This is a genomic window from Arthrobacter sp. MMS24-S77, from assembly GCF_054888235.1.
Map to the genome: position 1 here is coordinate 308,564 of NZ_JBTZRN010000001.1, position 20,723 is coordinate 329,286.

Below are 20,723 nucleotides of genomic sequence, written 5' to 3' on the forward strand. Positions count from 1 at the left end.
TCTGATTGTAGATCCATACTGATGGAAACAAGTCCTCTCCGCACCAAAGGAACGAAGCGCATGAGCACACCAACCCGGGATTCGAGCATCGACGCCAGGACGCAGTCCACCCCGGAATCCGGACACCTCCAGGAGCTGGCCCACGAAGCCATCCAACTGGTTCGACACTGGCTCACCGAAGCCTCGAAGGTGCCCGTTGACATTTCCGCACAGCGCCTCGCCGGCGTCCTGAAGGACCCGAACGGCCTGGACTTCACGGTGGGATTCGTCGACGGCGTCATCCGGCCAGAGGACCTGTCCGTGGCCGGCCGCAACCTCGCCAAGCTGGCCCCGAAGGTCCCGGCATTCCTGCCCTGGTACATGCGCGCCGCTGTGCGCACCGGCGGCATCATGGCTCCCGTCCTTCCGCAGGTGGTCATCCCGATCGCCCGCAAGGTCCTGCGCGACATGGTGGGCCACCTGATTGTGGATGCCACGGACGCGAAGCTCGGTCCGGCTATCGCCAAGATCAAGCAGAACGGCGTCCACCTGAACGTGAACCTGCTGGGCGAGGCCGTCCTGGGCGAACGCGAGGCCAGCCGCAGGCTCGAGGGAACCCTCAAGCTCCTGGCGCGGGACGACGTCGATTACGTCTCCATTAAGGAATCCTCCACGGTGGCCCCGCATTCGCTGTGGGCCTTCGATGAAGCAGTGGACCACGTGGTGGAGAAGCTCACCCCGCTCTACCGCCTGGCCGCATCATTCCCCAAGCCCAAGTTCATCAACCTGGACATGGAGGAATACAAGGACCTGAGCCTGACCATGGCTGTGTTCACGCGGATCCTGGATAAGCCCGAATTCAAGAACCTCGAGGCCGGCATCGTCCTGCAGGCCTACCTCCCGGACGCGCTCTCGGCCATGCAGGAGCTGCAGGAATGGGCCGCGGCCCGCCGGGCCAACGGAGGCGCTCCCATCAAGGTGCGCGTCGTCAAGGGCGCCAACCTGCCCATGGAACAGGTCCAGGCTTCCATCCAGGGCTGGCCCCTCGCCACGTGGGGCACCAAGCAGGATTCGGACACCAACTACAAGCGAGTCCTCAACTACGCGCTCACTCCCGAACACATCGACGCGGTCCGCATCGGCGTCGCCGGCCACAACCTCTTCGATGTTGCGTTCGCGTGGCTGCTCGCGAAGGAACGCGGCGTCACGAAGGGCATCGAGTTCGAGATGCTCCTCGGCATGGCCACGGGCCAGGCCTCGGCCGTGCGGAAAGACGTCGGCAGCCTCCTGCTCTACACCCCCGTGGTGCACCCGGGCGAGTTCGACGTCGCCATCGCCTACCTGATCCGCCGCCTCGAAGAAGGCGCCAGCCAGGACAACTTCATGTCCGCCGTGTTCGAGCTCAGCGAGAACGAATCGCTGTTCGAACGCGAGAAACAGCGCTTCCTCGCCTCGCTCGCGGAGCTGGACGACGCCGTACCGGCGCCCAACCGCACACAGGACCGCAACGAGCTTGCAGCCGCCGCGCCAAACCAGGGCTTCGCCAACACCCCGGACACAGACCCTGCCCTGCCCGCCAACCGGGCCTGGGGCCGCGACATCCTGGAGCGTATCCCGGGCTCCACAGCCGGCAACGCGATTGTTGAAGCAAGCAAGGTCAGCGACGCCCAGGAACTGGATCGCATCATTGCCACCGCCGTGGAGCGCGGCAAGGCTTGGGGCGCCATGCCGGCCGCCGAGCGCGCAGCCATCCTGCACCGCGCCGGCGACATCCTGGAATCCCGCCGCGCCGAGCTTCTTGAGGTCATGGCTTCCGAGACCGGCAAGACGATCGAACAGGGCGACCCCGAAGTCAGCGAAGCAATCGACTTCGCGCACTACTACGCCGAGCGTGCGAAGGACCTGGAAACGGTCGACGGCGCCACGTTCGTCCCAGCGAACCTCACCGTAGTGACCCCGCCGTGGAACTTCCCTGTGGCGATTCCCGCCGGCTCCACGCTGGCGGCACTCGCGGCGGGATCCGCCGTCGTGATCAAACCCGCAAAGCAGGCGCGCCGCTCCGGTTCCGTCATGGTGGACGCATTGTGGGAGGCCGGCGTGCCGCGCGAAGTGCTGGCGCTCGTGCAGCTCGAAGAGCGCGAGCTGGGCACCCAGCTCGTCTCGCACCCCAGCGTTGACCGCGTGATCCTCACCGGCGGCTACGAGACCGCTGAGCTCTTCCGCTCCTTCCGGCAGGACCTCCCGCTGCTCGCGGAGACCTCGGGCAAGAACGCCATCATCGTCACTCCGCACGCGGACCTCGACCTGGCCGCCAAGGACGTCGTGTACTCGGCCTTCGGACACGCCGGACAGAAGTGCTCGGCCGCCTCGCTCGTGATCCTGGTGGGTTCCGTTGCCACCTCGGAGCGCTTCCACAACCAGCTGATTGACGCTGCACGCTCGCTCAAGGTGGGCTACCCGGAGCAAGCCACTACCCAGATGGGGCCGATCATCGAGGCCGCCAACGGCAAGCTCCTCAACGCGCTGACAACCCTCGGCGACGGTGAGACCTGGGCCGTGAAGCCCGAGAAGCTGGACGAGACCGGCCGCCTGTGGTCCCCGGGCATCCGGTTCGGCGTCAAGCGCGGCTCCTACTTCCACTTGACCGAGTTCTTCGGCCCGGTCCTCGGCGTCATGACCGCGGCCACCCTGGAAGAAGCCATCGCCATCCAGAACGAGATCGAATACGGCCTCACCGCCGGACTGCACTCGCTCGATTCCGATGAAATGGGCGTCTGGCTGGACACCATCCAGGCCGGAAACCTGTACGTGAACCGCGGCATCACGGGCGCGATCGTCCAGCGGCAGCCGTTCGGCGGCTGGAAGAAGTCGGCCGTGGGCGCGGGCACCAAGGCTGGCGGCCCCAACTACCTTGTGGGCTTGGGCAGCTGGCTCCCTGCTGAGCCTGGAGCCAAGCGCGGTGCCACGCTCAAGGGGGCGGCAGCGTCGATCCTGGCTGCGGCCAAGGCCACGGGCTCGCTTGTCGATCCCAGCGAAGCAGAGTCCCTGCAGAAGGCGCTCTTCAGCGACGCCGCCGCATGGGCCACGGAGTTCGGCACCCGTAAGGATGTCTCCGGCCTGAGCGCCGAGCGCAACGTCTTCCGGTACCGGGCCATCCCCGTGACCATCCGCCTGTCCGAGGGCGGGAAGCTCGTGGACTTGCTTCGCGTCGTAGCAGCCGGTGCAGTGGCGGGTTCGGCACTCACGGTATCCTCCGCCGTCGAGCTTCCCGAAGCTGTCATTGCAGCGTTCGCGGGGCTCGGCGTGAGCACCCGCATCCAGAACGACGCCGAATGGCTGGCTTCCGCAGCAGGCATCAACGGTGGCCGCATCCGCCTGATCGGCGGGGACGGCAGCGCCCTGAGCGCCGCCACCGGCGGCCGCCCCGACGTCGCGATCTACCACGGCACGGTGACCCCGGCCGGACGCATCGAGATGCTGCCGTTCCTGCACGAGCAGGCCATCAGCATCACGGCACACCGCTTCGGCACTCCGAACCACCTGTCCGACGCGCTGATCTAGCGATTCGTCAAAGAAGCCCGGCGGGACGGCCACAAGCCGTTCCGCCGGGCTTCTTTGCGTTTACGCCTCGTACCCCAAGCGCCGCAACCGTTTCCGGGCGGCCTGCTCGCTGGGGCCGCTGCGGCCCAACGTCAGGCGCACGACGGCAAGGACCACCCGGGCGGCGAGGATCGACGGGAGCGGGATGGGGCCGAAATGGGCCTTTTCCAAGCCCAGGAGCTCCCGATACTTTGGCTCCAGGCTGGCTACCGCCGCAGCAAACAGAATCCGATAGCCGGGTTGAAGCGATGCTTTCAGCGGGGGATTCCGGATGAAATCGACGGTTTCCTTGAGCCGTTGGTCCGCGCGGAGATGGCCGGAGGCGTACCACTGGTCCATTTCCGACGTCACCTCGGCAAGGCTCAGGGGCGGGTCCTGGACGCCCATCAAGCGGCCTGCCTGCGCCCACTCCCGGACGTAGGCGTCGGCGCCACCTGGGACGGTTCCACCCCAGATCCGGTGCGCAGTCACGAAGGAATCCGCGTAGGCCACGTGGACCCAGCGGAGAAGTTCGGGATCGTTGGCTGAATACTCGCGGGTGTGGCCGTGAGCGTCAACGTAGCTGCCCTTGACGGAGTCGTGGACCCTCCGCACGAAGTGGGTGGCCGTGTGGGCCGCATCCATGGAGCCGTAGCTCACGGTGAAAATCCAACGGATCGTATTTGCCAGCCGGCCAAGGGGGTCTTTTTTGAAGCCTGAATGGTCGTACACGCCCGCCAAGGCGCCGGGGTGCAGGGACTGCATGAGCAGCACACGGATTCCCCCAACGATCGTGGACATGGACCCGTGTACCGCCCAGACGGCCGATCCGGGAAGGTGGTATCCGGCGTCGTTCCCCTCCGCCAGCCGCAGCACCCAGTCGGGCGTGGACTGCGGGTGACCTGTGAAAGTCATCCGCAGCTCCGATTGCCACTTCTTCAGGATGTTGCGCATGGTTCATTGTTGCGCAGAGTCGCGTCGGCGCAAGTGGTCGCCTACTACGCGGAAGGGTGCAGGTCCGCCGTGGAAACAACGGAACCGCACGTTCGCAGAAGTCCGCTTAGGCCGCGGGCTGCTCGGTAAGTGCCCGACGGCGGCGCGCCGGGGACGCTGCCACCAGCAGGGCCGCGATTGCCACGGCAGCGCTCAGGACCAGGCCGGGCCGGTATTGATCGAGCATCGCCGCAGCGCTGAGGGTGCTGCTTGTGCCGTTGGCGGTACCGTGGCCGCTGACCAGGGCGGTGGTCACGGCCAGAACCAAGGCCGCGCCAACCTGGGTGCTGGTCTGGATCAGTCCAGCGGCCAGACCCTGCTCCGAATCCCGGATTCCAGCAGTGGCTTGGACGTTGATGGACGGGAAAGCCAAGGCGAAGCCGATGCCCAGGAGGATGACCGAGGGAAGGATATCCAGGACGTAGTTGGGTGACGTTCCAACCCGGAGGAACAAGACGTAGCCCAGTCCCATGGCGGTCAGGCCGGTGAGGATGAGCTTCGGGGCTCCGAATTTCTCGATGAACCTGTCCGCAAAGGGGGCGCTCGTTGCGACCAGGAGACCGGTGGGAAGCAAGGCAAGTGCCATGCCCAGGGGAGACCAGCCGAGCACCGACTGCAAGTACATGGTGAGGATGAACTGGAAGCTCAGGTAGGAACCGAACAGCCCAACGGCGCTTAGGTTGGCGCGGGCCACCCAACCTTCACGCAGGATGCCGAAGCGGATGAGCGGGTGCTTGACGCGGTTTTCGATGACGGCGAAGGTTGCCAGGACGGCGGCAGAGATGGCGAATCCGGCGATTGTTGCCACAGATCCCCAGCCCTTCTCCGGAGCTGAAACCAAGGTGTACACCAGGCCAAGCATGCCGAGCGCGAGGGTGACAGCGCCCCAGACATCGTGGCCGCTCTCCTCCCTGGACGGCTTGTCCTTGGGAATGAACAACATGCCGAGAAGCACCACCGCGACGGCGATCGGCACCGACACGAGGAAGGTCCAGCGCCAGCTCAGGCTGGTCATGAGCCCGCCAACAACCAGCCCGAGCGAGAACCCGCTTGCGCCGAACGTCGTGAAGATGGACAGCGCCTTGTTGCGCTCGCGGCCTTCAGCGAAGTTGGTGGTGATGATCGAGAACCCGGTAGGGGCCGTAAACGCCGCGGCCAGGCCCTTGACGAAGCGCGTGGCGATCAAGATGGTGGGATCATCCACCAGGCCGCCGAGGAGTGACGCCGCGGCGAACACGGTCAAGGCGATCAGGAAGATCCGACGCCGGCCCAAAAGGTCTGCGAGCCGGCCGCCCAGGAGCAACAGGCTCCCGTAGCCAAGGACATAGGCGGAAACGATCCACTGCAGGGAATCGGTTCCGAGATGGAGTTCGTGGCCGATGGACGGAAGGGCTACGCCCACCATGGAAACGTCCAGGCCGTCGAGGGCGAGGACCGTGCACACCACCATCAGCAGCAGCCACTGGGCCCTGGTCCAGCGGACGGCTGTGTGGAGCTGCTCGGCAGATCGAGTGAGGGTGCTTGGTGAAGTCATGGCATCAATCTATATGACGCGTCATTCAATGACAAGGAATATGACTAGGAATCTTATGACGTGGACTTTAATTCCGGTTTCGACTAGAATCGGGCCATGGCAACAACGCAGGATCGCCAGCTGGTTGAGCAATGGCGCAGCATCCAGAACTCGTACTTCCGCACCGCGGCCGCTATTGACCGCGCCCTCGAAGCCAAGTTCGACATCGGCTTGAACGAATTCGAAATCCTCGATCTCGTTGCCGAAAGCGTCGATTCTGCCTGCCGCATGAAGGCACTCGGGGAGCGGACTCCCATGACCCAGAGCGCCGTCTCCAAGGTTGTTGACCGCTTGGAGAAAGCCGGACTCGTCTCCCGCGTAACCTGCACGGATGACCGCCGCTCGCTGTACCTCGAGCTGACCGACGCCGGCCGAGCGTTGCATTCGGATGCCGCCGTCGAGCACCGGGCTTTGCTGAAGGAGAACCTCGGCGAGTAGCCCGCTACGGTCCAGCGAGTGTTTCGCGGACCGGCCAAGTATGAAGTCGAGTGTTCCCATTCGATTTCATAGCGGCCACAATGGGACAAGCGCGCCCGTACTGGGGATGAGCGCCTGTCTCAGGAGCCGCTGTGGGAAAGCATCATGAGTCTGGCCAGGTCGTCGACCTGGTGCTCTCTAGAAAATTTGGCCGGATCCTTTCGGCTTGCTTTCTCGCTGTCCTGGTGACGTTTGCCTTTGGCTTCCAAGGCCCACGCCTGGGCGGACAGGCGGACCCCGGATCATTGGCCATGGGCCAAGTTGGACCCGGCATGCTCCCTGCCGATGGCGCCACGTCCGGCGCGCAAGGCACCACACCCCAACGCCCGTCGTCGGCTCCGGTTCCTGCAGGCGACAAGGCCACGGTGTCTTTTGAACGCTCCCCGGTCCAGACCCTCGACAAGAACGGCATCGGCAACCTCAACGTCGCGTCGAGTTCCCTCGACCGGCCCGCGGCCGGGAAACTCTACGCTCCCCTTGAAGTCCTGATTCCGAGCTCTCCCTTCGGGTTGAGGATCGACCCCTTCACAGGCCTTCCCGGGGAGTTCCATTGGGGCCAGGACTTCGCGGCACCCTGTGGCGCCCTCGTTTACGCGGCCGACTCCGGCGTGGTCCGGGCCGTGGGCTGGCACCCGTGGGGCGGCGGCAACCGGGTGGAGATCGACCACGGAAACGGCCTGGTCACCACGTACAACCACCTGCAAGGGATCGCGGTGTCCAAGGGGCAATCGGTCCGGGTGGGAGAGGTCATCGCCAGAGTGGGAACCACGGGGTCCTCGACAGGCTGCCACCTGCACTTCGAGACGATTCTCAACGGCGTCTATACGAACCCGATGAACTGGACTTTCCTGCCAACCAAGCAGGTTGATCCCCTCGGCGACATCCCCATGGTCAGCTACCAGCCGGGTTCCGCAACCGCGACCTCGGCGGGGTCTGTCTGGTCCGTCCCGGGGGCCGTGCCCATTGAACAGGTAGTGACCGGCGGGGTGCAGGAAGCGAAGGTGGTGCCGCCGAGCCCGTCTGCTACGGCCACAGCGACGCCGACGGCGTCACCCACCGGTAGTCCGACGCCGACGGCGTCACCCACCGGTAGTCCGACGGCGACGGCCACGCCGACTCCGTCACCGACAGCGACGCCGACACCGTCACCGACAGCGACGCCGACTGGGACGCCCAAGCCGACACCCAGCGGAACGGCCACGCCGACACCGAGCGTGACGCAGGCGCCTGTTGCGACGCCGACGCCCACGGTGACGCCGACGCCCACAGTGACCGTCCCGCCCCCGACGACGGTCCCGACTGCGGTGACGGCCCCGCCCACGGTGGCGCCGTCGTCGAGCCTTCCCGCTCCGGTGCCCACGGTTACTCACACCCAATCGACCCCGCCAACGCCAGCCCCCGTCCCACCGGCCCCCACCAACCCCACGCCGTCCGCTACCTCCAAGACCGCCGCGCCGGTCACCAAACCGTAGGGATCGTCGCTTACCAGAACTGCGTCCAACAACCCTGACGCGCGTAGACTCGAACGCGGCAGTTTGCCAAAGGTTCGACGTCGTAAGGAAGCGATTCAATGTCTCCGCTTTACAGCATCCCGCTCACGTTCAATGACGGCTCCGAGGCTGACTTCGCCCGATTCGAGGGCAAAGCAGTGATGGTGGTCAATGTGGCGTCGGAATGCGGTTTCACCCGCCAGTACTCGGGACTCGAGGAGCTCTATGGCAAATACCGTGACCGCGGATTCGAGATCCTGGGTGTGCCGTGCAACCAATTCGGTGGCCAGGAACAGGGCTCGGACGCGGAGATCGCGGAGTTCTGCCAACGCAATTTCGGAGTCTCGTTCCCGCTGACGAGCAAGGCCAACGTCCTTGGCAAGGAGCAGCATCCGCTGTACGCCGAACTGACACGTACCACGGACGGCTCCCAACCGCAGAAGGTCAAGTGGAACTTCGAAAAGTTCCTGGTGAGCCGCGAAGGTGAGGTGCTCGCCCGCTTCCCCTCCGCCGTCGAGCCTGATTCCGAAGAGCTGATCGAGGCGCTCGAAGAGGCGCTCGCCTAAGCGCCCTGGAGGGATTCCCGGGTGACGCCCGCAGCGAGTGCCGGACGGTTATCAACAACGATTTCTCCGTCAACAACTGTCAGGATCACAGGAGTTTGGGCGAATTCGTCCGGCGCCGTCGTGAGGGGATTGTGCCGAACCACCGTCAGATCGGCGCGGGCCCCCCTTTCCACGATTCCGCCTTCTTCGCCAACTGAGCGCCAATATTGGCTCGTGTAGCCTTCGAGCGCGGCACGCGCGGAAAGTGCCTGCTGCGGCTGGACGGGCTCGACGTCGGGCCGGCCGGCAGGGCGGCGTGTCTGGGCTGAGGCGATGATTGCCCGCGGATCGAAGGGGGCGATGGGCCAGTCCGAACCGAGGGCAACAATGGCCCCGGCGTCGCGGAGGTCTCGGGTCCGCCATGCATGGTTGGCCCGCTCGCTGCCGAGCCTATGGGACCAGTTGTCGCTGTGGTCCGCGCGGCTGTACAGGGCGCAGTGCGTCGGCTGCAGGCTCGTTGCGGCGCCCGCGCTGATGATTTCCGCCAAGACTGAGTCCGGGATGGACTCGATGTGCTCGATCCGGTGGACTGTGCCGTTCTTCGGGAGGGCCCCGATGGTCCGCGCGACGAAGGAAACGGCTTTGTCACCGATGGCGTGCGTGGTGGTGGGGATCCGGTGGTCGTGGAAGAACTTCATGGCTGTGGCGAGGCCTTCAGGATCACGCCAGAGCGGATGGAGGGACTCTCCGTGGGTGTCCGGTTCAAAGAGCCAGGCCGTGCCGTTGTCGATGGTGCCGTCCATCATGAGCTTGATGCCATGAACGTGCCAGCGCCTGCCGTGCCGGCCCTGCATCGCCAGCATGGCCTTTAGGTCCTCCTCGGTGGCGCCGGGCATGACCCACGGGGAGATCCGCAGCCGGATGGCGAGCTCGCCTCGGAGTTCCAGGGCCTCCAGCACCTCGAGGGTGTCCGGGGCTCCGAAGTCCAGCATCTGGCCCGCTACCAACCCTGATTCGGCCATGGAACGCAGGAGTTTCCCGAGTTCGTCGACGCGTTGCTCGAAGGAGAGCGGGGGAAGGATGCTGCGGACGAGATCCTGTGCAGCCAGTTCGTAGAGCATGCCGTTGGGTTTGCCGTGCTGGTCGATGCCGACGTAGCCGGTGCTGGGCAGCTCTTCCCTTCCCGTGACGCCGGCGAGCTCGAGGGCGGCGTTGGAGACGAGAGATGCGTGACCGTCGAAGAGGGTGATGAAGACGAGTTCGTCGTCGAGGATGCCGTCGAAGAGCGAGTTGTTGAAGCCGGCGTCCCCGAAGATGACCGGGTCGAGTCCCCACGCGAATAGCCAATCGGAACCGACGGTGTGGGCCGTGGAAGCGGCGTGCCCCGCAAGGGCGGCGCGGGCGGCGTCGAGTTCGGTGATGCCGCTCAGGTCAAGGCCTCGTGCGATCTCTGCCCCGAGGATGGGATGGATATGGGCGTCGATCAGGCCGGGGCAAACTGTTGCATCGCCGACGTCGATCACCTGCCCGGCCCGCGTCGTCCATTCATCGGCAGCCTCGGAGGGGCCGACGTGTGCAATGCGGCCATCGGAGACCGCGACGAAGCCGGCCGTCCCTATGAGCGCCTCGCCGTGGAGGATGCTGGACGAGAGGATGACGAGATCGATGGGCTCCGGCGTGGTCAAGATGTAACTCCTTGTTGTGTTCGGGTATTCGACGCCTGCCCGGGAAGGATCAATCGTCGTCGATGGCTGCCCGCAATCCTGCCGAGAGGACATCGGCCAGGAAGGCGAAGCGGTCTACGGGGTGCTCTGCCACGGCTTTCTTTGCCGCGAACAGATGAGGATAAGTGCCTTGCTCCTCGTCGGTGATGCTCCAGGCGGATTCCATGGTCATTGCATCGAGGCTCGCGCCAATCGCGGCGCTGTCGAGGGTTTCCAGCGTGGGAATGATCAAGTGCTTTGGCGTCCCCGCGAGCTCGAACGCTTCGACAAACCGGTCGTAGAGTTCCAGGGCCGCCGGGTGTGTCACCGGCTGCGTGAGCAAGAGGGGGAGGAGCGCCGGAACCAGGCTGTATGCCTCTCGGAGGGAGTCGAAGGTCAGTCGGATGACATCGTCCAGGTTGCCGGTCTTCAGATCGGGCATCGGAGCCCGCTCCACGAGCGCGCCACGGGCCAGTTCGATGATCTCCTGCCGGCCCGTGACGTGCTTGTAGAAAGATGACTGCCTGACGCCGAGACGTTCCGCGAGCCGTGGGATGGAGAGGCTTTCTTCCTCTTGGAACATCGCAAGTGCCGCGCGGCCGATTGCTTTCCGTGAAAGCCTCGGGGTACGGGGCCGTCCTAGCTGGCTGGTTTTGCTGGGGGTCTGCATCCCTCAAGCCTAGGTCCCGGGCTCATTCGGCGTGGCCGATCCGCTGGTAGGCGGCCGGGTTCACCCGGCGCAGCACGAGGGCCAGGACGGTCCCGGCGGCGAACAGGACCGGCGCGAAGACAAGGAGCGTGGTGTTGACGGGGTCTCCGGCGGGGAGGCCTGTGATGAGGTCCGCGTTGGTGGCCATCAGGTAGGTCACCACGCACATGATGATGGTGGCGGTTACGGCGGAGGGGATGACGTACCAGCGCAGCCCGTGGCCCTTGCGGCGGGTGAAGAAGGCCACGACGCCGACACCGGTGAGTGCCTGGAGGAGGAGGACGCCGATCACGCCGGGGGTGTTGGTCCAGATGAGGAACTGCGTGAAGGGGTCAAGGTGGAACAGCGCAGCACCGATGACCAAGGCCAGTGCGATGAGCGTTTGGTCGAAGCCGGCCACCGAGGGGGTGCGGTATCGCGTGCTGATGCGGCCCGAGCGTTTCGGGAAGATGCCTTCGCGGCTGAGGGAAAGGGTGTACCGGTTGATGGTGTTGTGGAAGGACAGTTGGGCGGCGAAGATGCTCGTGACGATCAGCACGCTCATGAGGTTCACGCACCACTCGCCGGCGAAGTTGCCCGCTGCGATGTAGGCAGTGTCCCCGGCATCCAGGTGGCCCGCCGCGAACTCCTGGACGGCGTTGGGGCCGAAGGCCTGGACGATGATCCAGACGGCGAAGGCGTAGAACGCGCCGATGAAGGCGATGGAGATGTAGGTGGCGCGCGGGACGCTGCGGTTCGGGTCCCGGGCTTCTTCGCGGTAGAGGGCACCGGATTCGAATCCCATGAAGGCGGAGAAGCCCAAGCCCAGGATGGCGGCGAACTGCGGGGAGAAGATGGCCTCGGGGCTGAAGGATTCAAAGCCGATGCCGTGTGCGCCGCCCTGGGCCAGGACGAACGCGGCGACGATCGCGACGATCGCGGTTTCGAGGGTGAGCAGGACGGCAAGGACCTTGGCGCCGACGTCGATCCCGCGCCAGCCCAGGTACCAGACGGCCCCGATGGCCACGATCGCGTAGAGCCACCAGGGAAGTTCCACGCCGGTGAAGGACTTCACGGCGAGGTTGGCCTGGATGCCCAGCAGCCCGTAGAGACCGATCTGCAGGCCGTTGTAGCTCATCCACGCGGTGAGCCCGGAGCCCAGGCCGACCACCCGGCCGAGGGTCTTCGAGATGTAGCCGTAGAAGCCGCTGTAGGACTGGACATGGCGGGTGAGTGCCATGAAACCGATCGCAAACAGGCCCAGGCCCAGGGCCGCGGCGATGTAAATGGACGGGGCGCCGACGCCCCCGACCGCGAGTGCGAGCGGGGCAATGCCGACGACGATGGTCAGCGGCGCGGCCGCTGACACCAACATGAACACAATGTCGCGGGTGCCGATTGCGTTCTTCTTCAGTCCAGCCGGGCTGGAGGTTGCGGGCGGCGCCATTGCCGCGTCTTCTTTAGTGAAAGCCATTCACTTATTGTGAAGGGCGCCACACGCTTGAGTCAAGAGGGTGTTGTTTCCGAGCTTGCCTCCGGGCCCGCGCACCCCCGACGCTCGCTCACTTTTGGTGCCTTTTTGGGCAACCCTCGCTCACTTGGGTCGCCCAAACGGCCGACGACGACGGCGGCGATGACTACGGCGGGCCGCGGCACGTCGGCGCGGCAGCCCGACGTCGGGCACCAACCCCGGACGCTCGCTCACCTTTGTCGCCATTTTGGCAAACGCTCGCTCACCTTTATTGAGCGTGCGTTAGGTGGGATGGCCCTATGAGCGAGCGTTAGGGAAAGTGCCCTTATACGTGAGCGAGGGTTGGGCGGGATGGGCTTAAAGGTGAGCGAGCGTTGGGCGGAACGGCCACATAGGTGAGCTAGCGTTGGCTGGATCCTCGGACGATGAAGCGCCCGTCGGTTCCTGCTTCGCTGCCCCTTTTGGAATCCCGCCCAACTGTTCCACCAGCGCGGCGATAGCAGCCCTCGCCAGAACCTCCGGCTCGAGATCTATGGCGCTGATGGGCGGGACGCTGTTGCGGGTCTGCTCCGAGTCTGAGCCGGCCACGATCAGGATGTCCGCGGGGGAAGCGACGCCGGCTTCCGCTAGCCGGGCCATCAACCCGGCGGCGTGGCGCCCCGTGAGGCAGTAGACGGCGTCGGGCCTGTCCGGCATGGAGAGAAGCTCTTCGCCGATCGCCCTTCCGCCAATGGTGCCGCTCGTTTCCCGCTGGGTCACGACGATTGGCTCTTGGCCCCGTGCGGAACACCATTCGCGATAGCTGGCTTCCGTGGTGATGTTCCAAGAGTTGCGGTCGGTGCCGATGGCGATCGCCACCCGCCGCGCCCCGTTCTCCTCGAGGTGATCGAGCACCTGCCAGGTGATCTTGGCGGTGCTGGGCTCGATCCATGCATCGTAGTGCGGCCGGCCGAGGTCCTTGCCGATCGTCAGCAGGGGAATTCCTTCGGCCTGGAGCAGGTCGATGACAGGATCGTTCTCCACGGGTTCCGTGATGATGAAGCCGTCGGCCGCAAGCGAGATGCTCGGCGCGTCCGGCAAGGTGGGGTCGCTGAGCAGCATGAGTCCGTAGCCGTGTTCGAGGGCGCTGAGTGAAGCGGCTCCGGCAAAGCGCAGAAAGTAGTCCACTCCCTCCGGGAGGAATGACTCGAGGGTGTCCAGCGGGCGAAGCACGAGCGCGAGGATGCCCAAGCGATTGTTTCGAAGGCCGCTGGCGACCGCGTTGGGCCGGTAACGCAGCCGCCGTGCGGTTTCGACAACCTTCGCCCGCGTGGCTTCGGCGACGATCCCTTTTCCGCTGAGCGCATGGGAAACGGTGGTCACGGAGACCCCGGCTTCCCTGGCAACTTCGCGGATGGTGGAGCGTGCGTTTCGCTGCGTCATAGCTGTAAGGGTATGCCTTCTGGAAGCCCCACCGAAATCGTTTTGTTAATTTTCGCCGAAGTCTTGCCCAAAACGTTTTGGGTGATTAGCGTCACTACAGCAATCAGCAGCCGATTGGGGCGGCCCCCTACCAAACGAAGTACGGGAGATCCATTGAACAAGAAACTCATCAGCGCAGGAGCCGCTGGCCTATTGCTCCTCCTTACGGGGTGCACCAATGGCGGCGCCGCCACCAAAGCCCCCGACGCACTCAGCCCGAAGGACCTGCTGGTCACCACCCCTGCGGCCACGACGAACCTCGACAAAATCGTCTGGAACAACAACTTCGGTGAACCGCCGTCGATCGATCCCATCAAGAGCGCCGACTATCCCGCAAGCGGCGTGGTCTCCAACCTGTGCGAGAGCCTCTTCCAGATCCAGCCGGACTTCTCCATCAGGCCGAACCTGGCCAAGAGCGTCAAGAATGTCGACAACGCTACGTACATCTACGAGCTACAGACCGGCGTGACGTTCTGGGATGGCAAACCGATGACGGCGGACGACGTCGTCTTCAGCCTCAAACGCCACCTTGATCCCAAGGAAATCAGCTACTGGGCGTCCGATGTCACGGCCAACATCGCGTCCGTCGAGAAGACCGGGCCCAACGAAGTCACGGTCAAGCTCAAGACCCCCGATGCCACCTTCAACAACCAGCTTGCGACGCCGATCGGCGCCGTTGTTGAGCAAGCCCAGCGGGAGAAGGCCGGCGTCGATTATGGCAACCCGGGTGCCGGAGTCATGTGCACCGGCCCCTACTCGGTAGGCGAATGGAAGCAAGGAGCCTCCATCACCCTGAACCGCTACGACGGATACTGGAACACCGCCAAGAAGGCCAAGACCAAGCAGGTCGAAATCCAGTTCATCACCGATCCCAGCTCGATCGCCAACGCCCTGGCTACCGGTGCCATTGACGGAAGCTACGACGTTCCCCTCAGCGCCATCAACCAGCTTTCGAAGTCCACCAGCGGCCAGCTCTTCTACGGCAAGTCCCTGCAAAACATGGCCATCATCAGCACCGGCACAGGAACGCTCGGCGACCCGGCAGTTCGCAAGGCCCTTACGCTCGCCACCGACCGCGAAGCGATCGCCAAGACGGTTTATGAAGGGACGTCGACGGCGGCACAGTCGCTGGTGCCGAACGGCGGCTGGAACTACGGCGGCTCGACCTTCGAAGACGCGCGCAAGAACCTTCCTTCGACGACGCCAAACCTCGATGAGGCCAAGAAAGTCCTGAAGGACGCCAAGGTCGATTTGAGCAAGCCAATCAAGATCGTCTACCCGATTGACCGGACGTTCTACGCCGACGTCATCTCCGAGTTCGCAAACGCCGGCACCAAGCTCGGCCTGAAGATCGAACCCAGCGGTGTACCGGGCGCCCAGTTCGGCGCATTCTTCTCCGATCCGAAGGCCCGTGCTGGAGCCGACGCCTTCGTCACCACGAACTACATGAACGTCGCCGATCCCCTTATCCACTTGGGCGCTATCGCCGGCCCGAACGGTATGCAGAACTACTCCGGATTCTCCGACCCGCAGATCACGGAGCTGTTGGCGAAGGCCAAAGCTACGTCCGACGACGATGCCCGGGCGAAGCTCACCGTGCAAGCCGAGGCCATGATCATGGACAAGGAACCATGGCTCCCTGTTGTCGACAGCTCCACGCGGCTCTTCATGAGCAAGCGGGTCACCGGTGTTCCTGCCTCCTTCGTCTACCTCTACTACCCCTGGGCTGCTGACCTGGGCGGCACGGGCAAGTAGGCGGCAGTCTTGAGATTCTTAGTCCGCAGGTTCTTGGCGCTCGGTGGAGTGCTGATTGCCTCAAGCATGATCGTTTTCGGCGCCCTGTACCTGGCCCCGGGCAGCCCCGAGCAGTTCTTGGTCCAGGGACGCACAGTGAGCCCTGAGGTATTGGTGGCCATCCGGAGCCAGTACTCCCTCGACGATCCCCTTCCTGTCCGTTACTGGAATTGGTTATCGGGGGTCTTCACGGGAGACATGGGCCGCTCCTTGCTCACCCAGCAGGACGTAGGAACCCTGATCGCCAGTCGGATTCCCACCACCCTCTCGCTCGCGGCTTTCGCGGCGGTTCTGATCATCGTCTGCGGAATCGGGCTCGGCATCGCTGCCGGGACCCGCGGCGGAATGGCTGAGCGGATCGTGATCTTCGCATCGAACCTGGGGATTGCTGTCCCGACATTCTTCGCGGCACTCGTCCTCATGTCGGTCTTCAGTGTGGGGCTGGGCTGGTTCCCGGTCTTCGGCGCCGGTGACGGCGTCGTCGACCGGGCCTGGCACCTCACCTTGCCGGCCTTGGCGTTGTCGCTGCCCTCGATCGCCGTCGTTGCAAGGATCACGCGGACGGCGATCGTCGAGGAGAGCGAATCGGAGCACGTGCTGATCGCCGTCGCCCGTGGCTTGCCGAAGCGGATCGTTCTCTGGCGCCACACCGTCCGGAACTCGCTGCTGCCGGTAACGACGGCGGTCGGCATGCAGATTGCGGGCCTGATCGCGGGTGCCTTCGTGGTGGAATACGCCTTCACCTTGGACGGGATCGGTGCCTTGCTGGTGAATTCGGTCCAACGAAAGGACTTCGCCGTGGTGCAGGCGATCGCCCTCATCATGGTGGTGGCGTTCGGCATCGTGAACCTCGTGGTCGATCTGCTCTACGCCGTGATCGATCCCCGCGTCCGACTGAAGAAGGGACAGTGAACAAATGACGGCAAGCGAAACCGCAGTCCTTGCGGCTGCCTCCAGCACTCCATCACCAGGACGCCTCGCCGCGCTAAGGCGCCGGCTCGGCTGGATCGGCATGATCTGCGCGGGGATCGTCGCCGTCGTGGTGTTGGCAGCCCTGGTTGGCCAGTTCTTTGTGCCCTACGACCCCACGGTCGGCTCGGTCACGCAGCGGCACCTGAGTTCGAGCACTGAGCATTTCCTCGGCACGGACCAGGCCGGGCGGGACATCTTCTCCCGCTTGATTGCAGGCGCCCGGACGAGCCTCGTGGGCCCGTTGATCGTCGTCGTCGCTACAGCGGTTGCGGGATCGATGATGGCCCTCACCGCAGTATGGTTCGGCGGAAAAGTGGATGCCTTCCTCGGGCGGGTCCTTGATGTGCTCTTCGCCTTCCCCAGCCTGCTGTTGGCCATCCTTGGGGTTGCCATCTTCGGGCCGGGACTGGTGACGGCGTCCATCGCGCTCGCCGTCGCGTACGTCCCCTACAGTGCCCGCGTGATCCGCAGCGTGGCCCTTCGCGAACGGAGCCTGCCGTACGTCAAGGCGGCCGAGCTTCAGGGAATCAACGGCTTCACCATCACCCTCCGCCACATCCTGCCGAATGTGTGGACGCAGATCCTCACAGGCTCCACCATCAACTTCGGCTACGCCATTGTGGACCTGGCTGCGCTGTCCTTCCTGGGCCTCGGCATCCAACCACCGGCGGCAGATTGGGGCCTCATGATCTCCAACGGCCAGGAGTCTCTGCAGCAGGGCTTCCCCGAGCAGAGCCTCTACGCGGGCGTGTGCATTGTGGCCACGGTCGCGGCCATGGCTTACATCGGCGAACGCCTGGGCGGCCGCGCAGCCGCAGGAAGGAGCAAGCAATGATTGACATCAGCAACCTGGAGCTCGCCATCATCGAGCCCGAGTCCGGCGCCCACAAGCCCGTGCTCAAAGGCGTTTCGCTCACCATCGAACGCGGCGAGGCAATCGGCCTGGTTGGCGAATCCGGCAGCGGGAAGTCAATGACCTTGCGCTGCATTCTCGGCATCGAGCCGCGCAACTCCGTGGTCACCGGGGACATCGTCTTCGACGGCGAGAATCTCAGGACCCTGCCCGGGGAGCGGATGCGCCGGCTTCGCGCCAGCAAGATCGCGCTGATTTCGCAGAATCCGCATGCCGCGCTCAACCCGGTGCTGCCGATCGAGACCTACCTGCTCGAAGGCATGGCGGATTCCCATGGTCGCAATGCCAGGGCTGCGCGCATCCGCGCCGGCGAGATGCTTGAGCAGGTGGGAATCCGCAGTGTGGACCGGGTGCTGAAGGCGTTCCCGCACCAATTGTCAGGGGGCATGCTCCAGCGCGTCGTCATCGCCGGTGCAATCTCCGGCAGGCCTGGGCTGCTGTTGGCGGATGAGCCGACGACGGCCCTGGACGTCACCACACAGGCTGAAGTTGCGGCCATCCTCGACGAGAAACGGCGGGACCTGGGGATGTCCATGATCTTCGTGACGCACGATCTCGATCTCGCGGCTGCCGTCACGGACCGCCTGGCGGTCATGCGGTACGGGGAAATCGTGGAAATCGGCACTCCGGAACAGATCCGGGACAACCCGCAGCACCCGTACACCCAGATGTTGATGAGCATCCGGCCGACGCTCGATGGCACCCGAGCCGTTCACGACGGCGTCCCACCGCGAGCGGACGACGGCGGCACGCACCACGGCGGGAGCCGCACCAGCGGCGGCAGCACCGCCGTCGGGCATTCCGCAGTTGAACTGTCCGCCGAGACACAGATCGGGAGCGCCCTGTAATGGCAAACATCATCGAAATATCAGGCCTCAACAAGACCTTCAGCAGCGGCCGCAAGCACGAGCCAGTGCGCGCTTTGGACGACGTGTCAGTCTCGGTGCGGGAAGGAAGCTGCATGGCGGTGGTGGGTGAATCCGGATCGGGGAAGACCACCTTGGCGCGGGTTCTGGTGGGCCTCGAGACGAAGGATTCGGGCGAGGTGGCTATTGCTGGAACCCCCGTCGCGGCGTCGCTCAAGCGAAAGGAACAGCGCAGCCGCGCCCGTGCCGTGCAGATGGTCTTCCAGGATCCCAACGGCTCCCTGAACCGGCGCTTGCCCGTAGGTAGCGCGGTTGACGAAGTCCTCCGCGCGCATTTCCCGCTCACTGCATCGCAACGCAAAGAACGCGTTTCGGAGCTTTTCAAGAGCGTCGGCCTGACTGATGCCCACGCACAATCCCTGCCCTCTGCGTTGTCTGGCGGCCAGAAGCAGCGCGTGGCCATCGCACGGGCCTTCGCCGCGGAGCCTAAAATCATCGTGCTTGATGAGGCGGTCTCCGCCCTCGATGTCTCGGTGCAGGCGCAAGTGCTCGAACTCCTGCATGAACTGCGTCGCGACAAGGGCCTGAGCTACCTCTTCATCACCCACGACCTGTCCGTGGTCCGCAACATCGCCGACGACGTGATCGTCATGCGCCACGGCCAGGTCCTCGAGCGGGGAATGGTGGACGACGTGCTCGACCGTCCCCAGTCCCCGTACACCCAGCTCCTCTTGGAGTGCGCGCCGAAGCCCGGCTGGAAGCCACGGCGCGGAGTCATAGAACACCTCAATTCAGAGATCGCGAGTTAGTTATCCATGAACCAGAAAATCGAGACCCGACCTGCCATCATCGCCATCGATGCCTTGAGCCCCTTCGAACGGGGAGTCCAACGCAGTGAGGCGTTGGGGGAGAGCCTTCTGGGTGGAATCGAGCTCTACCTGAAGCTCTTCCACACGGTAGGCCTCAAGGAGGAAACCGTTCGCTCGGACGCGGAACGGATCATGGATGCGGTGGCGGACTGGTCGCCCGGACTTCTCGATGAGATGAGGGGTGTTTCCGCAGGGGCCGGCGTGGACCTCTGGCAGATCGGCGCCCTCAACGCCCGGACCGAGATCCTGTCGCAGGCGCTCGGGACCAGGCCGGGCGAATGCTCCACGATCGGCAGGGTGGCTGATCATGTTTTCGGCGTGCAGACCTGGGACTGGCACGAAGAGCTCGACCCGCACTGGCATCTTCAAAGCGTGGTCGGAACCAAGCGGAATTTCGTAGGGCTGACCGAGCACGGCATGCTGGGCAAGATCGGAATGAACGACGCCGGGGTGTCGGTTTTCCTGAACATCTTGGGTCATGTGGATGACCGGCCGAGCGGGGTGCCGATCCATCTGCTCGCGGCAGAGATCCTGGCCAATGCGTCCTCGGTTGAAGAGGGTGTGGAGATTGTGCGCTCCGCTCGCGTCACTACCTCAAGCGCACTGACCGTCATGGATGAAACAAGGGCCGTCACTGTGGAAATCAGCCCCGCGTCGGTGGTGGTTGTCTTGCCGGAAAACGGTACCCTGGCCCACACCAACCACTTCCTCGACGAGGCCTTGGGCAAAGGCGAAAAGCCCGGTCTCTACGACCCCGACTCGCAGGACCGGCTGGCGTTGGTGCATTCCCGACTGGGCAGGTATCCGGAATCGACTGGTGTGGACGACATCCTGCCCTTCCTGTACTCCGACCCTGAGCAGCCCGGGATTTGCTGCGTTCCCAAGCCGGATGCGACATTCGGCAATCGCTGGGCGACGCTCGCCACTGTCACCATGGAAAACCGGAAACGGGAAATGCGCGTCGCCAACGGTACGCCGATCGACGCCCGCGCACACGAGTGGTTCGTGATGACGCCGCCGGCCAGCTGAGCGCCGGACCGCCCCGCGTCCCCAGCCCCTGGACGCTCGCTCACCTTTGGCGCGTTTTCGGCGGACGCTCGCTCACGTTTGGCTGGCTCGCGGACGACGGCGGGCTGCGGCACTTCGGTGCGGCAGCCCGCCGTCGCGCGTTAACCCGGACGCTCGCTCACGTTTGGTGCCCTTTGGGCGGACGCTCGCTCACTTTTGTCGGCCATGGTGCAGGAGCGTTCGGGAAGAATGCCTTAAAGGTGAGCGGGCGTTGGTGGGAAGTGCGCTAAAGGTGAGCGGGCGTTCGGGAAAAGTGCGCTAAAGGTGAGCGGGCGTTGGTGG

The 20,723-nt window shown here is 64.7% G+C and carries 16 protein-coding genes; 10 read left to right on the forward strand and 6 right to left on the reverse strand.

The genetic code is table 11. From position 1 onward, the window contains the following. Positions 1 to 60: 60 nt before the first annotated feature. Positions 61 to 3,540 (forward strand): bifunctional proline dehydrogenase/L-glutamate gamma-semialdehyde dehydrogenase, encoded by a 3,480-nt coding sequence (locus tag ACX5I4_RS01510; RefSeq protein ID WP_461835095.1) that lies wholly within the window; start codon positions 61 to 63, stop codon positions 3,538 to 3,540. Between the two features lie 60 nt (positions 3,541 to 3,600). On the opposite strand, the gene ACX5I4_RS01515 is transcribed toward ACX5I4_RS01510, so the two are convergent. Next, complete coding sequence (locus tag ACX5I4_RS01515) at positions 3,601 to 4,512, reverse strand: oxygenase MpaB family protein (RefSeq protein ID WP_461835096.1); 912 nt, start codon at positions 4,510 to 4,512, stop codon at positions 3,601 to 3,603. Between the two features lie 106 nt (positions 4,513 to 4,618). Continuing rightward, positions 4,619 to 6,085: an MFS transporter gene (locus ACX5I4_RS01520; RefSeq protein ID WP_461835097.1), complete on the reverse strand. Its 1,467-nt coding sequence runs from the start codon at positions 6,083 to 6,085 to the stop codon at positions 4,619 to 4,621. Positions 6,086 to 6,181: 96 nt separating this feature from the next. Between ACX5I4_RS01520 and ACX5I4_RS01525 the strand changes: the two genes are divergently transcribed. From ACX5I4_RS01525 to ACX5I4_RS01535, 3 genes are all read left to right on the forward strand, one after another. Next, entirely contained in the window at positions 6,182 to 6,562 is a 381-nt protein-coding gene (locus tag ACX5I4_RS01525) for a MarR family winged helix-turn-helix transcriptional regulator (RefSeq protein ID WP_234752616.1), read from the forward strand. A 131-nt stretch (positions 6,563 to 6,693) separates the two neighbouring features. Beyond that, positions 6,694 to 8,073, forward strand: coding sequence for a M23 family metallopeptidase (locus ACX5I4_RS01530; RefSeq protein ID WP_461835098.1), 1,380 nt, complete (start codon positions 6,694 to 6,696; stop codon positions 8,071 to 8,073). A 98-nt stretch (positions 8,074 to 8,171) separates the two neighbouring features. After that, positions 8,172 to 8,657: a glutathione peroxidase gene (locus ACX5I4_RS01535; RefSeq protein WP_461835099.1), complete on the forward strand. Its 486-nt coding sequence runs from the start codon at positions 8,172 to 8,174 to the stop codon at positions 8,655 to 8,657. On the opposite strand, the gene ACX5I4_RS01540 is transcribed toward ACX5I4_RS01535, so the two are convergent. The 4 genes from ACX5I4_RS01540 to ACX5I4_RS01555 all read right to left on the reverse strand — a co-directional run bounded on the left by ACX5I4_RS01540 (position 8,654) and on the right by ACX5I4_RS01555 (position 13,920). Next, a complete protein-coding gene (locus ACX5I4_RS01540) occupies positions 8,654 to 10,321 on the reverse strand; it encodes an amidohydrolase (RefSeq protein WP_461835100.1) in 1,668 nt (555 codons plus the stop codon). The genes ACX5I4_RS01535 and ACX5I4_RS01540 overlap by 4 nt on opposite strands. Positions 10,322 to 10,370: 49 nt before the next feature. After that, positions 10,371 to 11,009 (reverse strand): TetR/AcrR family transcriptional regulator, encoded by a 639-nt coding sequence (locus ACX5I4_RS01545; RefSeq protein ID WP_461835101.1) that lies wholly within the window; start codon positions 11,007 to 11,009, stop codon positions 10,371 to 10,373. A gap of 22 nt (positions 11,010 to 11,031) precedes the next feature. Further along, the gene (locus ACX5I4_RS01550) at positions 11,032 to 12,501 is read right to left on the reverse strand and encodes an APC family permease (RefSeq protein WP_461835102.1); all 1,470 of its coding nucleotides are present in this window, start codon (positions 12,499 to 12,501) and stop codon (positions 11,032 to 11,034) included. Between the two features lie 354 nt (positions 12,502 to 12,855). Next, complete coding sequence (locus ACX5I4_RS01555; protein ID WP_461835103.1) at positions 12,856 to 13,920, reverse strand: LacI family DNA-binding transcriptional regulator; 1,065 nt, start codon at positions 13,918 to 13,920, stop codon at positions 12,856 to 12,858. A 153-nt stretch (positions 13,921 to 14,073) separates the two neighbouring features. Here ACX5I4_RS01555 and ACX5I4_RS01560 point away from each other — a divergent pair, with 153 nt between their 5' ends. Genes ACX5I4_RS01560 through ACX5I4_RS01585 form a run of 6 tightly spaced genes read left to right on the forward strand, consistent with a single transcriptional unit; the run spans position 14,074 to position 20,402 of the window. Then, positions 14,074 to 15,714: an ABC transporter substrate-binding protein gene (locus ACX5I4_RS01560; RefSeq protein WP_461835104.1), complete on the forward strand. Its 1,641-nt coding sequence runs from the start codon at positions 14,074 to 14,076 to the stop codon at positions 15,712 to 15,714. A 9-nt stretch (positions 15,715 to 15,723) separates the two neighbouring features. Continuing rightward, positions 15,724 to 16,665: an ABC transporter permease gene (locus ACX5I4_RS01565; protein ID WP_461835105.1), complete on the forward strand. Its 942-nt coding sequence runs from the start codon at positions 15,724 to 15,726 to the stop codon at positions 16,663 to 16,665. 4 nt (positions 16,666 to 16,669) lie between these two features. Then, a complete protein-coding gene (locus tag ACX5I4_RS01570; RefSeq protein ID WP_461835106.1) occupies positions 16,670 to 17,560 on the forward strand; it encodes an ABC transporter permease in 891 nt (296 codons plus the stop codon). Next, the gene (locus ACX5I4_RS01575; RefSeq protein ID WP_461835107.1) at positions 17,557 to 18,486 is read left to right on the forward strand and encodes an ABC transporter ATP-binding protein; all 930 of its coding nucleotides are present in this window, start codon (positions 17,557 to 17,559) and stop codon (positions 18,484 to 18,486) included. Before ACX5I4_RS01570 ends, ACX5I4_RS01575 begins: the two co-directional genes overlap by 4 nt. Beyond that, the gene (locus ACX5I4_RS01580; protein ID WP_461835108.1) at positions 18,486 to 19,313 is read left to right on the forward strand and encodes an ABC transporter ATP-binding protein; all 828 of its coding nucleotides are present in this window, start codon (positions 18,486 to 18,488) and stop codon (positions 19,311 to 19,313) included. Before ACX5I4_RS01575 ends, ACX5I4_RS01580 begins: the two co-directional genes overlap by 1 nt. A gap of 6 nt (positions 19,314 to 19,319) precedes the next feature. Next, positions 19,320 to 20,402, forward strand: coding sequence for a C45 family autoproteolytic acyltransferase/hydolase (locus ACX5I4_RS01585; RefSeq protein WP_461835109.1), 1,083 nt, complete (start codon positions 19,320 to 19,322; stop codon positions 20,400 to 20,402). Positions 20,403 to 20,723 lie beyond the last annotated feature (321 nt).

Excerpts from the sequence above, each read along its gene's own strand:
- ACX5I4_RS01585 (WP_461835109.1), top strand. The coding sequence starts at position 19,320 with ATGAACCAGAAAATCGAGACCCGACCTGCCATCATCGCCATCGATGCC.
- ACX5I4_RS01535 (WP_461835099.1), top strand. The coding sequence starts at position 8,172 with ATGTCTCCGCTTTACAGCATCCCGCTCACGTTCAATGACGGCTCCGAG.
- ACX5I4_RS01515 (WP_461835096.1), bottom strand. The coding sequence starts at position 4,512 with ATGCGCAACATCCTGAAGAAGTGGCAATCGGAGCTGCGGATGACTTTC.
- ACX5I4_RS01510 (WP_461835095.1), top strand. The coding sequence starts at position 61 with ATGAGCACACCAACCCGGGATTCGAGCATCGACGCCAGGACGCAGTCC.
- ACX5I4_RS01580 (WP_461835108.1), top strand. The coding sequence starts at position 18,486 with ATGGCAAACATCATCGAAATATCAGGCCTCAACAAGACCTTCAGCAGC.
- ACX5I4_RS01555 (WP_461835103.1), bottom strand. The coding sequence starts at position 13,920 with ATGACGCAGCGAAACGCACGCTCCACCATCCGCGAAGTTGCCAGGGAA.
- ACX5I4_RS01570 (WP_461835106.1), top strand. The coding sequence starts at position 16,670 with ATGACGGCAAGCGAAACCGCAGTCCTTGCGGCTGCCTCCAGCACTCCA.
- ACX5I4_RS01550 (WP_461835102.1), bottom strand. The coding sequence starts at position 12,501 with ATGGCTTTCACTAAAGAAGACGCGGCAATGGCGCCGCCCGCAACCTCC.
- ACX5I4_RS01525 (WP_234752616.1), top strand. The coding sequence starts at position 6,182 with ATGGCAACAACGCAGGATCGCCAGCTGGTTGAGCAATGGCGCAGCATC.
- ACX5I4_RS01545 (WP_461835101.1), bottom strand. The coding sequence starts at position 11,009 with ATGCAGACCCCCAGCAAAACCAGCCAGCTAGGACGGCCCCGTACCCCG.
- ACX5I4_RS01575 (WP_461835107.1), top strand. The coding sequence starts at position 17,557 with ATGATTGACATCAGCAACCTGGAGCTCGCCATCATCGAGCCCGAGTCC.
- ACX5I4_RS01520 (WP_461835097.1), bottom strand. The coding sequence starts at position 6,085 with ATGACTTCACCAAGCACCCTCACTCGATCTGCCGAGCAGCTCCACACA.